The following is a 15,628-nucleotide window of genomic DNA, read 5'->3' as shown; positions in this document are numbered from 1 at the left end:
CAATATCACTTTTTGACCGTTTTTCCGCTTTTTGTCATACCAGTTGCCCCCATATCGGCACAAAGGGGGTTTGAATTCTGCGGGTTATTGCCAGATGCTGCGCTTTTATGCAAAATCTGGTCCTACAAAAGTTGTATGCCCAGTTTTGGCCCCTGCCACCGGAGAAGCCGCCTTGATCTCCCCACGCCCCCCCGTTGAACCTGCCGATACATCGGTGCGCGCCCGCTCGGCCGTGGAGGCACTGGTGCTCGATATCCGGGGGCTGATCGATAGCGAACTGCTCAGGGTTGGTGATGCTCTGCCATCCGAACGGGAGCTGTGCGAGCGTTTCTCCACCAGCCGCAATACGGTCCGCGAGGCAATGCGTATGCTCAAGGCCTATGGCGTTGTCGAGGTCCGTCCCAAGGTCGGGGCGACCATCATCGACAACCGCATGGCGCGCGCCTTTGATCTGTTCACGTTCAACACCATCGAGATTTCGCGCAAGACCTTCACCGATATCCAGGGCTTCCGTACCCTGATCGAGGTCAATTCGGTTGATGCCATGTTCGACAATCTCACCGATGAGCATCTGGCTGTGCTGAATGCCGCCAATACGGCCATGGGCAATGCTGAGACCAAATCCGATGCATCCGAGGCCGACTTCAACTTCCACGTCGGTCTGGTCCGGATACTGGACAATGACGCGCTGATCGAACTTTATCGCATCATGAAGCCGGTGATTATCGGTATCATGGAGAAGGGCAAGTCCCGGCAGGACTTCCGCACCAACACCTTTGAGCAACATGCCGCAGTCATTGAGGCCCTGGCTGCGCGCGACCGCATCAGCTACCAGTACGCCCTGCAGTTCCATCTCAACATGGGCTTCAACACCTTCGGCGAATAGGGCCGGGGCATGAAGCGCGCAACTGTTTGGTGACAGGCGTGTCGAGCACCTCTCCAAACGGTTATCTTGCCGCGGGCGCTGGAGCTTGCCGTCCGGGCGCTCCAACCACATATTAGTGCCATGGCGGAAAAAGATCGGACAAAGCAGGGCAGTGTTCTGCGTCAGGAAGGCAAGGTTAGCGACAGCGTTGCCGCCTTCGTGCGCAAGGTCGGCGCGGTAGCGCGGCCCAATGCAGGCCAGGATGGACGGCTATTGTTCGCCCTCGATGCCACAATGAGCCGGCAACCAACCTGGGATTTGGCCTGTTCGCTGCAGGCTGAGATGTTCAAGGCCATTCCCAAGGACAGCGCGCTACAGGTGCAATTGTTGTATTTCCGTGGGCTGGGTGAGTGTCGGGCTTCCAAATGGGTTATTGACGCCGGTGCCCTGTCAAAGCTGATGAGCGGCATTGATTGCCGGGGCGGCAATACCCAGATCGGCCGGGTTTTCGCCCATGCCCGCACCGAACATACCAAGCGCCGCATCAACGCTGTGGTGTTTGTCGGTGATGCTATCGAGGAGAACGTCGACGCTCTCGCAGCAAAAGCCGGCCAGTTAGGTCTGCTGGGCTGTCCGCTATTTGTCTTTCAGGAAGGCCGCGATAGTCGGGTCGAGGCCGCTTTTCGCGAATTTGCCCGGCTGAGCAAGGGCGCCTATGCCCGCTTTGATGCTTCTGCACCCCAGGAACTGGCCGCATTGCTCAAGGCTGTTGCTGCTTTTGCCAGCGGTGGCCGCGATCTGCTCAAGCTGCAGAATAGCGGTCAGGCCAAGGCCCTGCTGGCCCAGATCGGCCACGGATGAGTTATGTATTTCTTGGCGCCCTGGCGCTGCTCGCGATCCTGGCGATCTATCAGTTCCTGCGCGGCGTTGACCGCGGGCTGCTGATGACCGGCCTGCGCTGGCTTGTCGTTGGCGTCGCCGGGCTGGCCGCTGCCTTCATGATTTTCGCCCGACGGATCGACATCGCTCTGATTCTGGGCGCCACCGCTATCTCCGTATGGCGCACTGGGCGGCTGGGGCCTTTCTCCTTCGATGGTCCACCCGAAGGCAATATTTCCAAGGTGCAAAGCCGATACCTGGCCATGGAGCTCGATCACGATACTGGTGCCGTAGAGGGCCGGGTACTCAGTGGTCCCTTCGCGGGCGCTGATCTGATGGATCTGGGCGAGAATGAGACTCGTGCACTGATCGCCGAAATTGAAGCCGACCCCGATAGCCTGCATTTGCTCGAAAGCTGGCTTGATGCCAACCGTGCCGGCTGGCGGGAGTATTTTGCTGAAACCCAGCGGGACAACCAGCATGGTGAGCGCGCTGCTGCGTCAGACCCGCTCGCGGAGGCCTACGAAGTCCTTGGGCTCAAGCCGGGTGCCAGCGATGAGGCGATCAGGGCCGCCCACCGCGAGCTGATGAAAGCTGTGCACCCCGACCATGGTGGCTCAAGCTATCTTGCCGCCAAGATCAACCAGGCGCGCGACCTGCTGCTCAGCCAGTAACCGCCCCTAGCTGCCCAGAAGCAGCTTGATTACCAGCCCCACCAGTCCAACTGCCAGCACACCGGCGAGCCAGAGGCCGATGAACCACCCAGCTTGCGTGAAGGCCGGTTTGGTGGCCATCAGTGATACCCCTCTTCAGGGTCGATCTTGCCGCGGAACACCCAGTAGGCGTAGCCGGTATAGGCCAGGATTGTCGGGATCAGGATCACCGCACCCACCAGCAGGAACTGCAGCGAACTGTCGGGCGCAGCGGCTTCGGCAATGGTCAGCGCGCCAGGCACGATATAGGGATAAAAACTGATCCCCAGGCCGACAAAGCTCAGCACGAACAGCCCCAGTGCCGCCAGAAAGGGCTGCAGGTGCTTGTCGGTGATCAGTCCGTGCCACAGACCCAGCGCACAGACGCCCAGAAGCGCTGGAACAAAGGCCGAGAAGAACGCCGTCGGCCAGCCAAACCAGCGTTCGAAATAGATCCCGCGCACAAATGGCGTCCACAGGCTCACAACACCGATCAGCACCAGCGTGCCAGCACCGGCAAACATGGCGATCCGTCGTGCGTGCGCCTGCAACTCGCCCGATGTCTTGAGGTTGATCCATGTTGCGCCCAGCAGGCCGTAGCCCACCACCACAGCCAGCCCGGTCAGCAGCGAGAACGGCGTCAGCCAGTCCCACCAGCCGCCGACATAGCTGCGGTCTGCGACATCGATGCCCTGCACCAGTGCACCCAGCGCGATACCCTGGGTAAACCCGGCCACGGTCGAGCCCGCCCAGAACCCGACATCCCACCAAACCGATCCGCGTTGCGTGCGGTGCCGGAATTCAAACGCGACGCCACGGAAGATCAGCCCCAGCAGCATGGCGATGATGGGCATGTAAAGCGCTGGCAGCACAGTGGCATAAACCACCGGAAACACCGCCATCAGCCCGCCGCCACCAAGCACAAGCCAGGTCTCGTTGCCGTCCCAGACGGGCGCAATCGAGTTGGTTATGATGTCCCGGTCCCGGCGGTGCGGAAACAGCGGGAACAGGATGCCCACGCCCAGGTCGAACCCGTCCAGAATGACATAGGCCAGCACGGCAAAGGCAATGATGCCCGCCCAGATGGTTGGCAGATCAATGGGCATTGGGGCCTCCCAGCGTTTCTTCCTGCGCCGGTCCGGGCACCAGACCCGCGGCGCGGGTTGGACCCTTCTCCAGTTCCATGTCCTCGATTTCGAGCGGTGGCCGGCGGAACAGGCGGAACAGGTAGAAAACGCCAGCGCCAAACACCAGGAAGTAGACAATCACGAAAGCCAGCAGCGAGGCCCCTACAGCGGGCGCAGCCACCGGAGACAGGCTATCTGCGGTGCGGAGCAGCCCGTAGACCGTGTAGGGCTGCCTGCCCACCTCAGTGGTGTACCAGCCCGCCAGCACCGCGACGAAACCCGAGCCACCCATCGGCAGCGCTGCCCGCAGCAGCCACCTATTGGTGTAGAGCGTCTTGTGGTAGCGCGCCCAGAGCGACCACATGCCCATGCCCAGCATCAACAGGCCAAGCCCCACCATGATGCGGAAGGTGAAGAACGGGATCAGGGCGGGGGGGCGGTCCTCCTTGGGGAAAGCCTTGAGCCCCTCAATGGCACCATCCCACTCATGGGTCAGGATCAGCGAACCCAGCTTGGGAATTTCGATGGCGTATTTGGTTTCCTCGGCTTCGTCATCGGGAATGCCGAACAGGATCAAGGGTGCCCCGTCTTCATGGGACTCGTAATGGCCTTCCATCGCGGCAATCTTGGCCGGCTGGTGCTCCAGCGTGTTCAGGCCATGCATGTCGCCAACCAGGATCTGCATCGGCGTGACAATTGCCGCCATCCACATGGCCATTGAGAACATGATCCGCGCCTGCCGGTTGGTGCTGTCCTTGAGCAGGTGCCACGCCCCCACCGCGCCCACGGCAAAGGCCGTCGTCAGGAAGGCAGCCAGCACGGTGTGGGTCAGCCGATAGGGGAAGGAGGGGTTAAAGATGATCGCCCACCAGTCCTCGGGATAGAAAATCCCGTTGGCGTCGATGCCATAGCCAGCCGGTGTGTGCATCCAGCTGTTTGCCGACGTGATCCAGGTTGCCGATACCAACGTGCCGATCGCCACCATGGCTACGGCAACCATGTGCAGCGTGTCGCCCACCCGCCTGCGGCCAAACAGGGCAATGCCGAGAAACCCGGCTTCCAAGAAGAACGCGGTGAGCACTTCATAGCCCATCAGCGGACCAATCACGGCGCCGGCCCTGTCCGAAAACACCGACCAGTTGGTGCCGAACTGGTAGCTCATCACAATGCCGGACACGACACCCATGCCAAAGGTCACCGCAAAGATCGTCTTCCAGTATTCAAACAGCTTGAGATAGGCCGGGTCGCGCTTCCACAGCCACAATCCGTTGAGCACCGCCAGAAAACTGGCCGTGCCGATCGAGAAGGCCGGGAAGATGAAGTGGAAGGACACCGTAAACGCGAACTGGATACGGGCCAGGATTTCTGCGGTCATACCGAAGGTCATGGATCGTCCTGTGAGCTGCCCCGACAAGCATTGTCCAATCGGGTTGGCCATATATTGGGCAGGGTCACGCCGCGATTCCACCCCGCATGGTGACGCAGTTTACACTGCCTGCCTCGATCCGGCTAACGTGTTGCAGTAAAGCAATTTAAATGCCTGATTTAGACGCGTTGCCGCAGCTGCATGCAGCGTTGTCGCAGCCAATTGCGGTCGGCCTCAGAGCCTGAAAGCTCTATTGCCCGCGCATAGGCAAGCAGGGCCGGCGCGGTCTGCCCGGTGCGGGCCAGCAGGTCCGCGTGGGCGGCGTGAAAGGGCTGATACTGATCCAGTTCTCCGGCAACCATGCCCGTCTCTTGCAGCGCCAGATCAAACAGGCCGGTTTCCGCCAACGCCACCGCCCGGTTCAATCTGACGACCGGCGTCGGCTCCAGACGCCAGAGTTCATCATAGAGCAGGGCGATTTGCGGCCAGTCCGATCGCTCGGCCTGAACATGACACGCTGCGATAGCCGCCTTGATCTGGTAAGGCCCCGGTGTCCGTCGGGCCATGGCGCGCGCGACCAGCGACAGGCCTTCCTCAATCATCGGGCGGTCCCAAAGTTGCCGGTCCTGCTCGGCCAGTGGCACGGTCACTCCATTAGTGTCCAGCCGTGCGGCTCGCCGTCCATGGGTGATCAGCAATAGCGCCTGGCAGCCTTCAATCTCTGCTTCATCGGGGCGCAGCCTATCCAGCATCCGCATCAGATAAATCGCCTCTGTTGCCAGATCGCGAGCTTCTGTCGGACCGGCGGCATAGCCGCTGGTAAACACCAGATAGATCACTGCCAGCACCGCTTGCAGTCGACCCGGCCAATCCTCTGCCTGTGGCACGGCGAAAGGAATGCCAGCTGCTGCTATCTTTGTCTTGGCCCGTGACAGGCGCTGACCCATCGTGGTTTCGCTGTCCAGAAACACAGCAGCAATCTCAGCTGTCGAAAGTCCTGCAATGGTTCGCAGGGTCAGCGCCACCTGTGATTTGCGCTCAAGGGCAGGGTGGCAACAGGTAAAGATCAGCCGCAGGCGCTCATCGGGAATTTCGTGTGGCTCCACGCCAGTCTCTTCACCGAGCAGCGGTTTGAGCGCCGAAACGGTGCGGGCCTGCGAGCGGTCATGTCGAATGCGGTCAATTGCCTTGCGGTAAGCCACCTGCAGCAGCCAGCCCTGCGGCGAATGCGGCACGCCATTCCGGCCCCAATGCGACACCGCCGAGACCATGGCATCCTGCAAAGAATCTTCCGCCAGTTGAAAATTGCCCAGTCGGGCAATCAGCGCTGCGGTCAGCCGCCCCCGTTCATTGCGCACCAGGTGATCAAGCGCCCGTGTTGCGGCAACAGCGCCGGAGGCGGCCGATACCATCGTTCTAGCCTGCTGGATTATAGGACATCAGCGGACGCACCTCGACGGTGCCCCACTGGGCCGATGGCACCATTGCGGCATAGCGGAGCGCGGCGTCCAGATCAGGCACCTCGATTACGTAGTAGCCGCCCAGATGTTCACGCGTTTCGGCAAACGGACCATCCATGGTTTCGGTCTTGCCGCTGCGTACGCGCACAGACGTCGCCGTTTCGATGCCTCTGAGACCCTCGCCCGATACCAGCACCTTGTCGGCTTTCATCTGCTCGTTGAGCGCGAAGAACTTGCCCATCATGGCTTCAAATTCCGGCGTACCGTAGCGAGGCTCGGTGGTCGGGTCATTGTAGATCAACAGCATGTATTGCATTTCAGAATTCCTTTTGACGCCTTTGAAGGCAATGTTTCACAAACCGGTGACAATCCGAACCAGCGGGATCAGCAAAATCAACACGGCCAGCATGTTGCTCCCGTTGCCGAGATAGCGCAGGGGATGTCCTGCGTTGTGGATGGCCAGCCCAAACGGGTGCACAATGCGCCCCAGCACCAGCAAGATGCCCGCCGCGTGCAGCCATTGCGCATCAGCGCCCTGCGCCTCCGCCAGCACCATCAGCAGCAGCACGAAGGGTACCCATTCGATGAAATTGCCGTGGCGCCGGATGACCTGCAGCAGGTTCTTGTCGTCGGCATCGCCAATCGAACAGGATAATGCCGCCCGGTGGCGCGACACGTTCACCCAGAGGGCAAACCAGATCATGGTCAGGGGCAGGGCATATAGGGTGGTTGTAATAAGCGTCATGGATCATCACCTCTTTGGTTAGTGGATGATCCGAGAACGGAAGCCAGTCGTCGATTTCGACATGGCCCAATAGATTTTCTGTCTTTTCGCGCTTTTGTCTCACGCTCGCCAAACCATGGAGACGTTTAATGTCCGCCGACAAGCCACAAGCAGATTCCAAACAGCCTGCGCCGACCAAGGATGCCGAGCACCACCAGCACCATACCCCAGAGGAGCTGGACGCGGAACTCGATCGCGAACTGGCCGATTCCTTTCCCGCCAGTGATCCTCCAAAGGTGACGCGCCCCGGCCACGAGGATTGAGCCGGGGGCTTGGCGCTATTCGGCGGCGGCCAGTGCCTGATCAATCGTCATCAGGATGCGACCATCCACCAGCGTAACGGGGTAGGTCTGCACGTGACCGCTATCGGCACCTTGGGCCACGCCCGTTGCCAGATCGAAGACCCAGTTGTGCAAAGGACAGGTTACCGACGCACCATGGACAATGCCCTCGTTGAGCGGGCCGCCCTTGTGCGGGCATTGATTGTCCATGGCAAAGATCTGGTCCTCCTGCGTGCGGAACACCGCGATCTTGCCACTGGGGGTGTTCACGCATCGCGCACCTCGGCGGGGGATGGCGTCAATGCTGCCGATGTCGATCCACTCGCTCATGCTCTGCTCCATCATTCTGCCGCCACCGGCATGCCGAATTCCGCCAGGGCCGCGAACTCATGCGCGTCCTTGCCGTTGACCCGCTCCTCCCAGGGGTCAACCTGGGCAAAGGTCTGCGAATAGACGAACCGCTCGTAGTAGGCGCGTCGCTTGTCGAGATCCTCGACCACATTGGCCAGGATCGACGGCGTCCCCACCCGCTTGGCCCATTTGTAGATGCGCTCGAGATAGCGGCCCTGTTCGCGATACAACTGGGTCAGCGCCACGATAATCTCGAGCGCCTCGTCCTCGGTATCGGCGTGGCACAGCAATTCGGTGCCCTTGATGTCCAGACCTGCCGCGCCGGCAAACTGGATGTCATAGCCACTGTCGACGCAGATCACGCCGATATCCTTGCACGTCGCCTCGGCGCAGTTGCGCGGGCAGCCCGACACTGCAAGCTTCAGTTTGGCTGGAGTCCAGGCACCCCACATGAACTTTTCAATCCGAATGCCCAGCCCGGTGGAATCCTGCGTGCCAAACCGGCACCAGTCCGATCCCACACAGGTTTTGACTGTCCGCAGCCCCTTGGCGTATGCGGCGCCGGAAACCATTCCGGCCGCATTCAGATCGGCCCATACGCCCGGTAGATCTTCCTTCTTGACCCCCAACAGGTCGATGCGCTGGCCGCCGGTGACTTTCACGGCAGGGATTGCGAACTTGTCGGCCACATCGGCAATAGCCCGCAATTCCTTGGGGTTGGTCATCCCCCCCCACATGCGCGGCACCACCGAATAGGTGCCATCTTTCTGGATATTGGCGTGCACCCGCTCATTGATGAAGCGTGACTGCCCGTCATCGACATATTCGCCAGGCCAGTCCGAAACCAGGTAGTAGTTCAGGGCAGGGCGGCACTTGGCGCAGCCGCAACTGGTTTTCCATTCCAGTTCCTGCATCACTGCGGGGATCGATTTCAGTCCTTTGGCAATGATCAGGCGGCGAACGTCGTCATGGCCATATTCGGTGCAGGCGCACATTGGCTGGACCGCCGCCGGATTATAGCCCTCGCCTAGCGTCAGGTGCAGCAATTGCTCCACCAGATGGGTGCACGAACCACACGAGGCCGAAGCCTTGGTGTGGGCGCGCACGCCGTCGAGCCCGGTCAGCCCCTTGCCGGTAATGGTCGTGGTGATCTTGCCTTTGCATACGCCGTTACAGCCACAGATCTCTGCCTCATCCGGCAAGGCTGCAACGGCCGCCATAGGGTCCAGGGGGGTGCCCCCCTGATACGCCTGGCCAAAAATCAGGGTGTCGCGCATTTCCTGCGTATCCACCCCGCGTTTGAGCAGGTCGAAAAACCACGGTCCATCGGCGGTTTCGCCATACAGCACGGCGCCGATGATCTTGTTGTCTTTCAGCACGAGCCGCTTGTAGACCCCGCTGCTGGCATCGCGCAGTACGATTTCCTCGCGGTCCTCGCCCTCGCCGAAGTCACCTGCTGAAAACAGGTCAATTCCGGTCACCTTGAGCTTGGTCGAGGTCACCGAGCCTTGATAGCTCGCAGGCTGTCCGATCAGCGTATCAGCCAGCACCTGTCCCATCTCGTAGAGGGGCGCGACCAGCCCGTAGCACAGGCCCCTATGCTCGGCGCATTCGCCCAACGCATAGATATGCGGGTCATCGGTGCGCATCTGGTCATCCACCACAATGCCGCGATTGACCGCCAAACCGCTCTCCTTGGCCAGACCCGTCGCGGGACGAATACCCACGGCCATCACCACCATGGAGCAGTCGATCACCGTGCCGTCGGCCAGTTCCACCCCTTCGACACGCTCCGTGCCCAGTACCTGCTTGGTATTGGCCTGGGTGATCACGCGTACGCCGCGCTCGCTAAAGGCATTCTCCAGCAGATAGCCCGCGGCAGGATCAAGCTGACGCTCCATCAGCGTTGGCGCCAGATGCAGCACGGTCACATCCATGCCCCGCATCTTGAGCCCCGCTGCAGCTTCAAGCCCCAGCAATCCGCCGCCGATCACCACGATCTTGCTGCCCGCGCCTGCAGCCAGCATCTTGTCGACGTCATCAAGGTCACGATAGGTCACCACGCCCTCAAGCTGATGACCGGGCACGGGTGGAATGAATGGACTGGACCCCGTGGCGATCACCAGATGATCATAATCCGCGACCAGCCCGTTGGCCGAGACGACCCGCTTGGCCGCCCGATCAATCTGGCTCACCGGCGAGGATTTGTGCAGCGTCACGCCATGTTCGGCATACCACTCATCGCCATGGGTGATGATCTCTTCATAGGTCTTTTCACCCGACAGGACGGGCGACAGCATCAGCCGATTGTAGTTCACCCGCGGCTCGGCATTGAAAATGGTGACGTCGAATCGACCTGGCGCCGCTTCAAACAGATGCTCAAGCATCCGTCCGGGTGCCATGCCGTTTCCGACAATGACGAGTCTCTCGCTCATACGCGTTCTCCTGTTCGGCGCAATGCAAAACAAAAAAGCTGCCAATCGAAGCGCGCCGGTTTGCACCGGGGTCGCGAAACGATTGGCAGCTTTGCCATGCGGGGCGCCCAACGCTGGACACCCAAACTGTTCAAGCTCACTACGAGCTCTCACTAAACTCAAAGCATGAAACGTGCCAATGTCACACCTGCCTGAAAGGGTATATGGATCAGAGGTTTAGGCTGGCGCGTTGAATCAGTGTCGCGCGCAGTACTGCTCGCGATCGCACATTCACGCAGCATTCTGCCTAACCAAATGGCATTTTCTCGCCATGCCTTGTTCCGCGTCATTCGGGTGTCCCCATCGCATGCAGGGGCTGCGACGCATTTCATTGCGCTCAACCGAACCTTGCTCTACCGTTGAAGATGACACGCAAATAAGTGCGTTCGGGCGCGACCGGATCTGCCGGCTACAGCGACCGCGCACATCAGGAGACTAATGTGACCGATTCCGATCGGTCCGCTGCCGTACCTCCGTCTTTGGACGAGCCGGCACTCCGTGCTCCATCTGGTCCTGACCAGGTGGGGAAGACAGTGGCCAAGGGGCCGGCTGTCCATACGGACAAGCGGACAGCGCCCGCCACCAATCCGACTCGCAAGCATCGCGGGCCGCTTTACGCCGCGCTCGACCTTGGCACCAATAACTGTCGCCTGCTGATTGCCCGGCCCCATGATCATGGGTTCCGGGTGCTCGATGGCTTTACCCGTATCGTCCGGCTGGGCGAGGGCGTGTCGGTCACCGGCCGTCTTGGCGAAGCAGCGATGGACCGTACGATCGACGCCTTGCGCCAGTGCCGCAACAAGCTGCGCGAACACCAGCCCGCCCGCATGCGCCTGATCGCCACCGAAGCCTGCCGTGCCGCCGAGAACGGGCCGGCCTTCCTCGAGCGAGTCAAGGAAGAGGTCGGGCTTGAGCTCGAAATCGTCGATCGCCGCACCGAGGCCGAACTGGCTGTTACCGGTTGCGCGGATCTGATCGATGCCGATACCGCTGGCGCCCTGATCTTCGATATTGGCGGTGGGTCGTCCGAACTGGCCTGGCTCGATTTTCGCGGTGGACGTCCAAAGTCCCAGGGGCGCATGCCGGCTTCCATCCGCTCATGGCAGTCCCTGCCGGTCGGGGTGGTTTCGATCGCCGAGAAATTTGGTGGTGTGAATGTCACTCCCGAAGTCTTCGAAGCCATGGTCAACCATGTCAGCGACCACTTGCGCCAGTTCCGTGGCCGCGAAAAGCTGCGCCAGATGATTGCCAGCCACCCGGTCCATCTCATTGGCACCTCGGGCACCGTGACAACCCTGGCCGGCCTGCATCTGGGGCTGGAGCGCTATGAGCGCCAGAAGGTTGACGGGCTATGGATGCATCGCGACCAGGTTGATGAAACCATGAATGTGCTGATCGGCATGCCGTTCGAACGGCGGGTCGCTCATCCCTGCATTGGCCGTGACCGCGCCGATCTGGTATTGCCCGGCTGTGCCATCTTTGAAGCCATTCGTCGCGAATGGCCCACAGAGCGGGTGCGGGTCGCAGATCGCGGCTTGCGCGAAGGAATTTTGATATCGCTGATGGATGCCGACCGGACCCGGTCGCGTGCCTCGCGCTATCCTCGGAGAAACAACAATGGTGGATAAAGCTCTCGGGACCGGCGGACGCAAGTCCGACAAGGACCTCAAGATCCGGCTCAAGACGGCCCGGGGCCGCAAGACCGGTTCGACCAAGTGGCTCGAGCGTCAGCTCAACGACCCCTATGTTGCCCGCGCGCGCGCTGAAGGCTACCGCTCCCGTGCGGCCTTCAAGATCAAGGAAATGGACGACAAGCATAAGCTCTTCCGCAAGGGCATGCGCATTGTCGATCTGGGTGCGGCGCCTGGTGGCTGGTCACAGGTCGCTGCCAAGGCGATCGGCTCGACCGACGCCAATCCGCTGATCGTGGGCATCGATTATCTCGAAATGGACCCCATCCCCGGCGTCAAGCTGCTGATGAAGGACTTCACCGACGACGACGCGCCCGCCATGCTGATCGAAGCCATGGGCGGCAAGAAGGCCGATCTGGTCATGTCCGACATGGCCTGGCCGACGACGGGCCATCGCCCGACGGATCACATGCGCATCGTGCAGCTGATCGAAGTCGCAGCGGCCTTTGCACTCGATGTGCTGGCACCGGGCGGGGTGTTTATCGCCAAGGTGTTCCAGGGGGGCACCGAGCATGAACTGCTGCACATGCTCAAGCGCCACTTCAAGTCCACGCACCACGCCAAGCCACCCTCCAGCCGCGCTGACTCGGCCGAGGCCTATCTCATCGCCAAGGGCTTCAAGGGCACCAATGACACCGTCCCCGGCGAGGGCGAATACGACCGCTAAAGCGGTTCAAACCGCTCTCCCGGCAGGCGGCTTGCTGAGCACCCATTCACGGCGCAGCACCTTCCCCTGGTAGGAGGAGGGGCATGCCGGTTTCAGTGCGCCCCGCCGCCAGCATGCGTCAACTGATGGCCTGCATCCTTCGGTAGCCGGAAGAACATCACTGTTGAGATCAGACACACTCCCGCCAGCACCATGAAGGCGAAGTGGAAATCGGCCAGCACCAACTCGCCGCCGTGCAGCGCTGTGCTCAGCTCGAGCATGCCGCCGCCCAGCGCCACGCCCAGTGCAATCGACAGCTGTGTCGACACCTGGCTCATAACATTGGCCTGACCGGCGTCCTTGTCGTCAATATCGGCAAAGACGAACGCATTGCTCCCGGTCCAGAACACCGACTGCCAGAAGCCGACAAACACCAGAATGCCGATGATCAGCATGATCGCGGTCTCCGGCGTGTATAGTCCCATTGCCAACAGCCCCATCGCCGAGACAAGCGTGGACACTGTCAGGGCGGTGCGAAAGCCGATCCGCACAAAGATCGCGTGGGCGACGAATTTGGCGATGATCGCGCCGATGGCCGCCGAGAAGGTGATCATCCCCGATTCGAACGGGGTATAGCCAAAGCTCAACTGCAGCATCAGCGGGAACAGAAACGGCGTCGCGCCCTGGCCGAGCCGGAAGAACGTACCCGCCACCACCGCGCTGCGAAACATTGGAAACCGCAGCAGGCGGAGGTCAAAAAGCGGATTGTCGGTGTTCAGCGCATGCCGGGCATAGAGAAACGCCATCAGTATGCCGATGACCGTGGCCACCACGCCCACCATGGGTGGCAGGGCCGGCAGGCTGATCACCGAGGTGCCGAACGCAAACAGCGCAAATGCGGGCGCGGCCAGTCCAAAACCCTTGAAGTCGATGGCACGCGGCGCGACGCGGGTGGTGTCGGGCAGAAACTTGCTGACCAGCACGATCCCCAGAATGCCGATCGGCACATTGATCAGAAAGATCCAGTGCCACGAGAAATACGTCGTTAGAAACCCGCCAAATGGCGGCCCGACAATCGGCCCGATCATGCCCGGAATGGTTAGCCAGGCCATGGCATTGACCAGATCATGTCGTGGGGTTGAGCGCACCAGCACCAGTCGGGCCACCGGGGTCATCAGCGCGCCGCCCATGCCCTGCAGGAACCGCGCCGCAACAAAGGCGAACAGCGAATCGGCAAAGGCGCAGGCGATGGAGCCCAGCACGAACACCAGCATCGCCATCCGGAACACATTGCGCGCCCCGAACCGGTCGGCCATCCAGCTTGAAATCGGAATGAACATGGCCAGCGCCACCAGATAGGCGGTCAATGCCAGCTTCAGCGAGATCGGATCGGTGCCAATATCGATGGCAATGGCCGCCAGTGAGGTCGCAATGACCGTGGAGTCCATGTTTTCCATGAACAGGGCAGTGGCCAGAATGAGAGGGGTGATACGGGACACGATGTTTCGATCAGGGGCAGACCCTGATCACTCCTTTTGCGTTGCCATCGCCCTGTGGCCCGAGACATTGCTGCCCGCGTCCACCGGCAGACGCCAGTAAATGAATCCGGCCAGCGCGCTCAGCCCGCCCACCACGAAAAATGCGATCTGAAAATCCACCAGCTGCAGCTCGCTGCCACGCATCTGGGTGCTGGCCTCAAGAATGGCGCCCGCCACCGCCACGCCAAACGCCACGCTCAATTGCTGTGCCACCGCGACAATGGCCGTGGCTTGGCTGGCCTCGGCGTCGCCCACATCGGCATAGCCCAGCGCATTGGCGCCGGTGAAAAACACCGACCGCAAAACCCCGCCGAGCAGCAGCACCACCATGATCACCAAGACCGGCGTAGCGGTGTCAAACAGCCCCTGAGCCGCTATCAGCACCCCGCCAAAGAACGAGGCGAAGCCCAGCGTTCGGGGAAAGCCGAAGCGGGCATAGACCTTCTCTGCCAGAAACTTGCTCATGATCGCGCCGATTGCCGAAACGAAGGTGATGGCACCCGATTGAAAGGGCGTCATTCCGAAGCCAAGCTGCAGCATGAGCGGTAGCAGGAATGGCACTGCACCAACGCCGATGCGGAAGAACGAGCCCCCGATCACCGCCGAACGAAACAGCTTGTGCCGGAACAGGTGGGGGTCAAGCAGAGGGTGTTGCGTGCGCCGCGCGTGCACGAAATACAGCACGCCCGCTGCCAACCCCACTGCCAGCGTTGCATATCCATAAACAATTGGCAGCGCTGGCAGGCTCACCACCGACAGGCCAAACACCGTGCCCGAGAACGCCACGGCGGCAATCAGAAAGCCGCGGAAATCCAGCCGCCGCTGGCTGCGCTCTTCGGGAACCTTGAGAAAGATGCCGACCAGAATGATCCCGGCAATGCCGATCGGGATATTGATCCAGAAGATCCAGTGCCAGCTCAGGTATGTCGTCAGAAACCCGCCGATCAGTGGCCCGGTCAGCGGCCCCAGCAGCGCCGGAATCGTCAGCCACGCCATCGCCGACACCAGCTCATTGCGCGGCGTCGAGCGCACCAGCAGCAGGCGCCCCACCGGCGTCATCATCGAAGAACCAATGCCCTGAAAGAACCGCGACAGCACGAAAGTTTCTAGCGAGAACGAGAACGAGCAGGCCAGTGAGCCCAGCATGAACACGCCAATGGCAATGCGGAAAATGTTCTTGGCCCCGAAGCGGTCGGCCATCCAGCCGCTGATCGGAATGAAGATGGCCAGCGCCACGAAATACGCCGTCAGCGCCAGCTTGAGCGCAATCGGCTGCGTGCCGATATCGGCCGCGATCGCTGGCAGCGATGTCGCGATCACGGTCGAATCCATCTGTTCCATGAACAGGGCGACCGCCAATATGAGGGGTGTGACGCGGATCACGAGGGCAGGGACCGGGGAGGAATCGGAAGCGTCGCGAGCGCGACAGGTCTCAGTATGAACCGCTCTGGCTGTTCTGAGAACCCTTGCCTCT

At 61.1% G+C, this 15,628-nt stretch carries 15 protein-coding genes; 6 read left to right on the top strand and 9 right to left on the bottom strand.

The window, feature by feature from the left end; all coding sequences use genetic code 11:
* Nucleotides 1–172: 172 nt before the first annotated feature.
* From KD146_RS09720 to KD146_RS09710, 3 genes are all read left to right on the top strand, one after another.
* Nucleotides 173–886 (top strand): FadR/GntR family transcriptional regulator, encoded by a 714-nt coding sequence (locus KD146_RS09720; RefSeq protein WP_212658476.1) that lies wholly within the window; start codon nucleotides 173–175, stop codon nucleotides 884–886.
* A gap of 120 nt (nucleotides 887–1,006) precedes the next feature.
* Nucleotides 1,007–1,726 carry a VWA domain-containing protein gene (locus KD146_RS09715; protein WP_212658475.1) on the top strand — a complete coding sequence of 240 codons (720 nt, stop codon included), beginning with the start codon at nucleotides 1,007–1,009 and terminating at the stop codon, nucleotides 1,724–1,726.
* A complete protein-coding gene (locus KD146_RS09710) occupies nucleotides 1,723–2,418 on the top strand; it encodes a DnaJ domain-containing protein (RefSeq protein ID WP_212658474.1) in 696 nt (231 codons plus the stop codon). The genes KD146_RS09715 and KD146_RS09710 overlap by 4 nt, the downstream gene beginning before the upstream one ends.
* A gap of 119 nt (nucleotides 2,419–2,537) precedes the next feature.
* Here the strand turns inward: KD146_RS09710 and cydB are convergent, their stop codons facing one another.
* The 5 genes from cydB to KD146_RS09685 all read right to left on the bottom strand — a co-directional run bounded on the left by cydB (nucleotide 2,538) and on the right by KD146_RS09685 (nucleotide 7,134).
* Nucleotides 2,538–3,542: a cytochrome d ubiquinol oxidase subunit II gene (gene cydB, locus KD146_RS09705; protein ID WP_212658473.1), complete on the bottom strand. Its 1,005-nt coding sequence runs from the start codon at nucleotides 3,540–3,542 to the stop codon at nucleotides 2,538–2,540.
* Nucleotides 3,532–4,950, bottom strand: a complete 1,419-nt coding sequence (locus KD146_RS09700; RefSeq protein ID WP_212658472.1) for a cytochrome ubiquinol oxidase subunit I — start codon at nucleotides 4,948–4,950, stop codon at nucleotides 3,532–3,534. The genes cydB and KD146_RS09700 overlap by 11 nt, the downstream gene beginning before the upstream one ends.
* A 158-nt stretch (nucleotides 4,951–5,108) precedes the next feature.
* Nucleotides 5,109–6,341, bottom strand: a complete 1,233-nt coding sequence (locus KD146_RS09695; protein ID WP_212658471.1) for an RNA polymerase sigma factor — start codon at nucleotides 6,339–6,341, stop codon at nucleotides 5,109–5,111.
* 4 nt (nucleotides 6,342–6,345) lie between these two features.
* Complete coding sequence (locus tag KD146_RS09690) at nucleotides 6,346–6,705, bottom strand: YciI family protein (RefSeq protein WP_212658470.1); 360 nt, start codon at nucleotides 6,703–6,705, stop codon at nucleotides 6,346–6,348.
* Nucleotides 6,706–6,741: 36 nt separating this feature from the next.
* Entirely contained in the window at nucleotides 6,742–7,134 is a 393-nt protein-coding gene (locus tag KD146_RS09685; protein WP_212658469.1) for an MAPEG family protein, read from the bottom strand.
* Between the two features lie 128 nt (nucleotides 7,135–7,262).
* Here KD146_RS09685 and KD146_RS09680 point away from each other — a divergent pair, with 128 nt between their 5' ends.
* On the top strand, nucleotides 7,263–7,436 hold the full coding sequence (locus KD146_RS09680) for a hypothetical protein (protein ID WP_212659220.1): 174 nt from the start codon (nucleotides 7,263–7,265) through the stop codon (nucleotides 7,434–7,436).
* Nucleotides 7,437–7,451: 15 nt separating this feature from the next.
* Here KD146_RS09680 and nirD read toward each other — a convergent pair whose 3' ends face one another.
* Complete coding sequence (gene nirD, locus KD146_RS09675; RefSeq protein ID WP_212658468.1) at nucleotides 7,452–7,784, bottom strand: nitrite reductase small subunit NirD; 333 nt, start codon at nucleotides 7,782–7,784, stop codon at nucleotides 7,452–7,454.
* A gap of 11 nt (nucleotides 7,785–7,795) precedes the next feature.
* The gene (gene nirB / locus KD146_RS09670; protein WP_212658467.1) at nucleotides 7,796–10,240 is read right to left on the bottom strand and encodes a nitrite reductase large subunit NirB; all 2,445 of its coding nucleotides are present in this window, start codon (nucleotides 10,238–10,240) and stop codon (nucleotides 7,796–7,798) included.
* Between the two features lie 572 nt (nucleotides 10,241–10,812).
* On the opposite strand from nirB, the gene KD146_RS09665 reads away from it, so the two are divergent.
* Complete coding sequence (locus KD146_RS09665; protein ID WP_331284409.1) at nucleotides 10,813–11,907, top strand: Ppx/GppA phosphatase family protein; 1,095 nt, start codon at nucleotides 10,813–10,815, stop codon at nucleotides 11,905–11,907.
* Nucleotides 11,897–12,637: an RlmE family RNA methyltransferase gene (locus tag KD146_RS09660; RefSeq protein ID WP_212658465.1), complete on the top strand. Its 741-nt coding sequence runs from the start codon at nucleotides 11,897–11,899 to the stop codon at nucleotides 12,635–12,637. The genes KD146_RS09665 and KD146_RS09660 overlap by 11 nt, the downstream gene beginning before the upstream one ends.
* Before the next feature lie 92 nt (nucleotides 12,638–12,729).
* Here the strand turns inward: KD146_RS09660 and KD146_RS09655 are convergent, their stop codons facing one another.
* The gene (locus KD146_RS09655; RefSeq protein ID WP_212658464.1) at nucleotides 12,730–14,115 is read right to left on the bottom strand and encodes an MFS transporter; all 1,386 of its coding nucleotides are present in this window, start codon (nucleotides 14,113–14,115) and stop codon (nucleotides 12,730–12,732) included.
* Nucleotides 14,116–14,142: 27 nt separating this feature from the next.
* On the bottom strand, nucleotides 14,143–15,537 hold the full coding sequence (locus tag KD146_RS09650; protein WP_212658463.1) for an MFS transporter: 1,395 nt from the start codon (nucleotides 15,535–15,537) through the stop codon (nucleotides 14,143–14,145).
* Between the last annotated feature and the right edge of the window lie 91 nt (nucleotides 15,538–15,628).

It is taken from the genome of Devosia litorisediminis, assembly GCF_018334155.1.
Classification (GTDB): Bacteria; Pseudomonadota; Alphaproteobacteria; order Rhizobiales; family Devosiaceae; genus Devosia; species Devosia litorisediminis.
The sequence above is the reverse complement of the archived record's forward strand: the minus strand, read 5'-3'. Positions and strand labels throughout refer to the sequence as shown.

Bases quoted from the DNA above. Each gene is read 5' to 3' on its own strand.
- KD146_RS09715 (WP_212658475.1), top strand. From the start codon at position 1,007: ATGGCGGAAAAAGATCGGACAAAGCAGGGCAGTGTTCTGCGTCAGGAA.
- KD146_RS09710 (WP_212658474.1), top strand. From the start codon at position 1,723: ATGAGTTATGTATTTCTTGGCGCCCTGGCGCTGCTCGCGATCCTGGCG.
- cydB (WP_212658473.1), bottom strand. From the start codon at position 3,542: ATGCCCATTGATCTGCCAACCATCTGGGCGGGCATCATTGCCTTTGCC.
- KD146_RS09700 (WP_212658472.1), bottom strand. From the start codon at position 4,950: ATGACCTTCGGTATGACCGCAGAAATCCTGGCCCGTATCCAGTTCGCG.
- KD146_RS09695 (WP_212658471.1), bottom strand. From the start codon at position 6,341: ATGGTATCGGCCGCCTCCGGCGCTGTTGCCGCAACACGGGCGCTTGAT.
- KD146_RS09690 (WP_212658470.1), bottom strand. From the start codon at position 6,705: ATGCAATACATGCTGTTGATCTACAATGACCCGACCACCGAGCCTCGC.
- KD146_RS09685 (WP_212658469.1), bottom strand. From the start codon at position 7,134: ATGACGCTTATTACAACCACCCTATATGCCCTGCCCCTGACCATGATC.
- KD146_RS09680 (WP_212659220.1), top strand. From the start codon at position 7,263: ATGTCCGCCGACAAGCCACAAGCAGATTCCAAACAGCCTGCGCCGACC.
- nirD (WP_212658468.1), bottom strand. From the start codon at position 7,784: ATGAGCGAGTGGATCGACATCGGCAGCATTGACGCCATCCCCCGCCGA.
- nirB (WP_212658467.1), bottom strand. From the start codon at position 10,240: ATGAGCGAGAGACTCGTCATTGTCGGAAACGGCATGGCACCCGGACGG.
- KD146_RS09660 (WP_212658465.1), top strand. From the start codon at position 11,897: ATGGTGGATAAAGCTCTCGGGACCGGCGGACGCAAGTCCGACAAGGAC.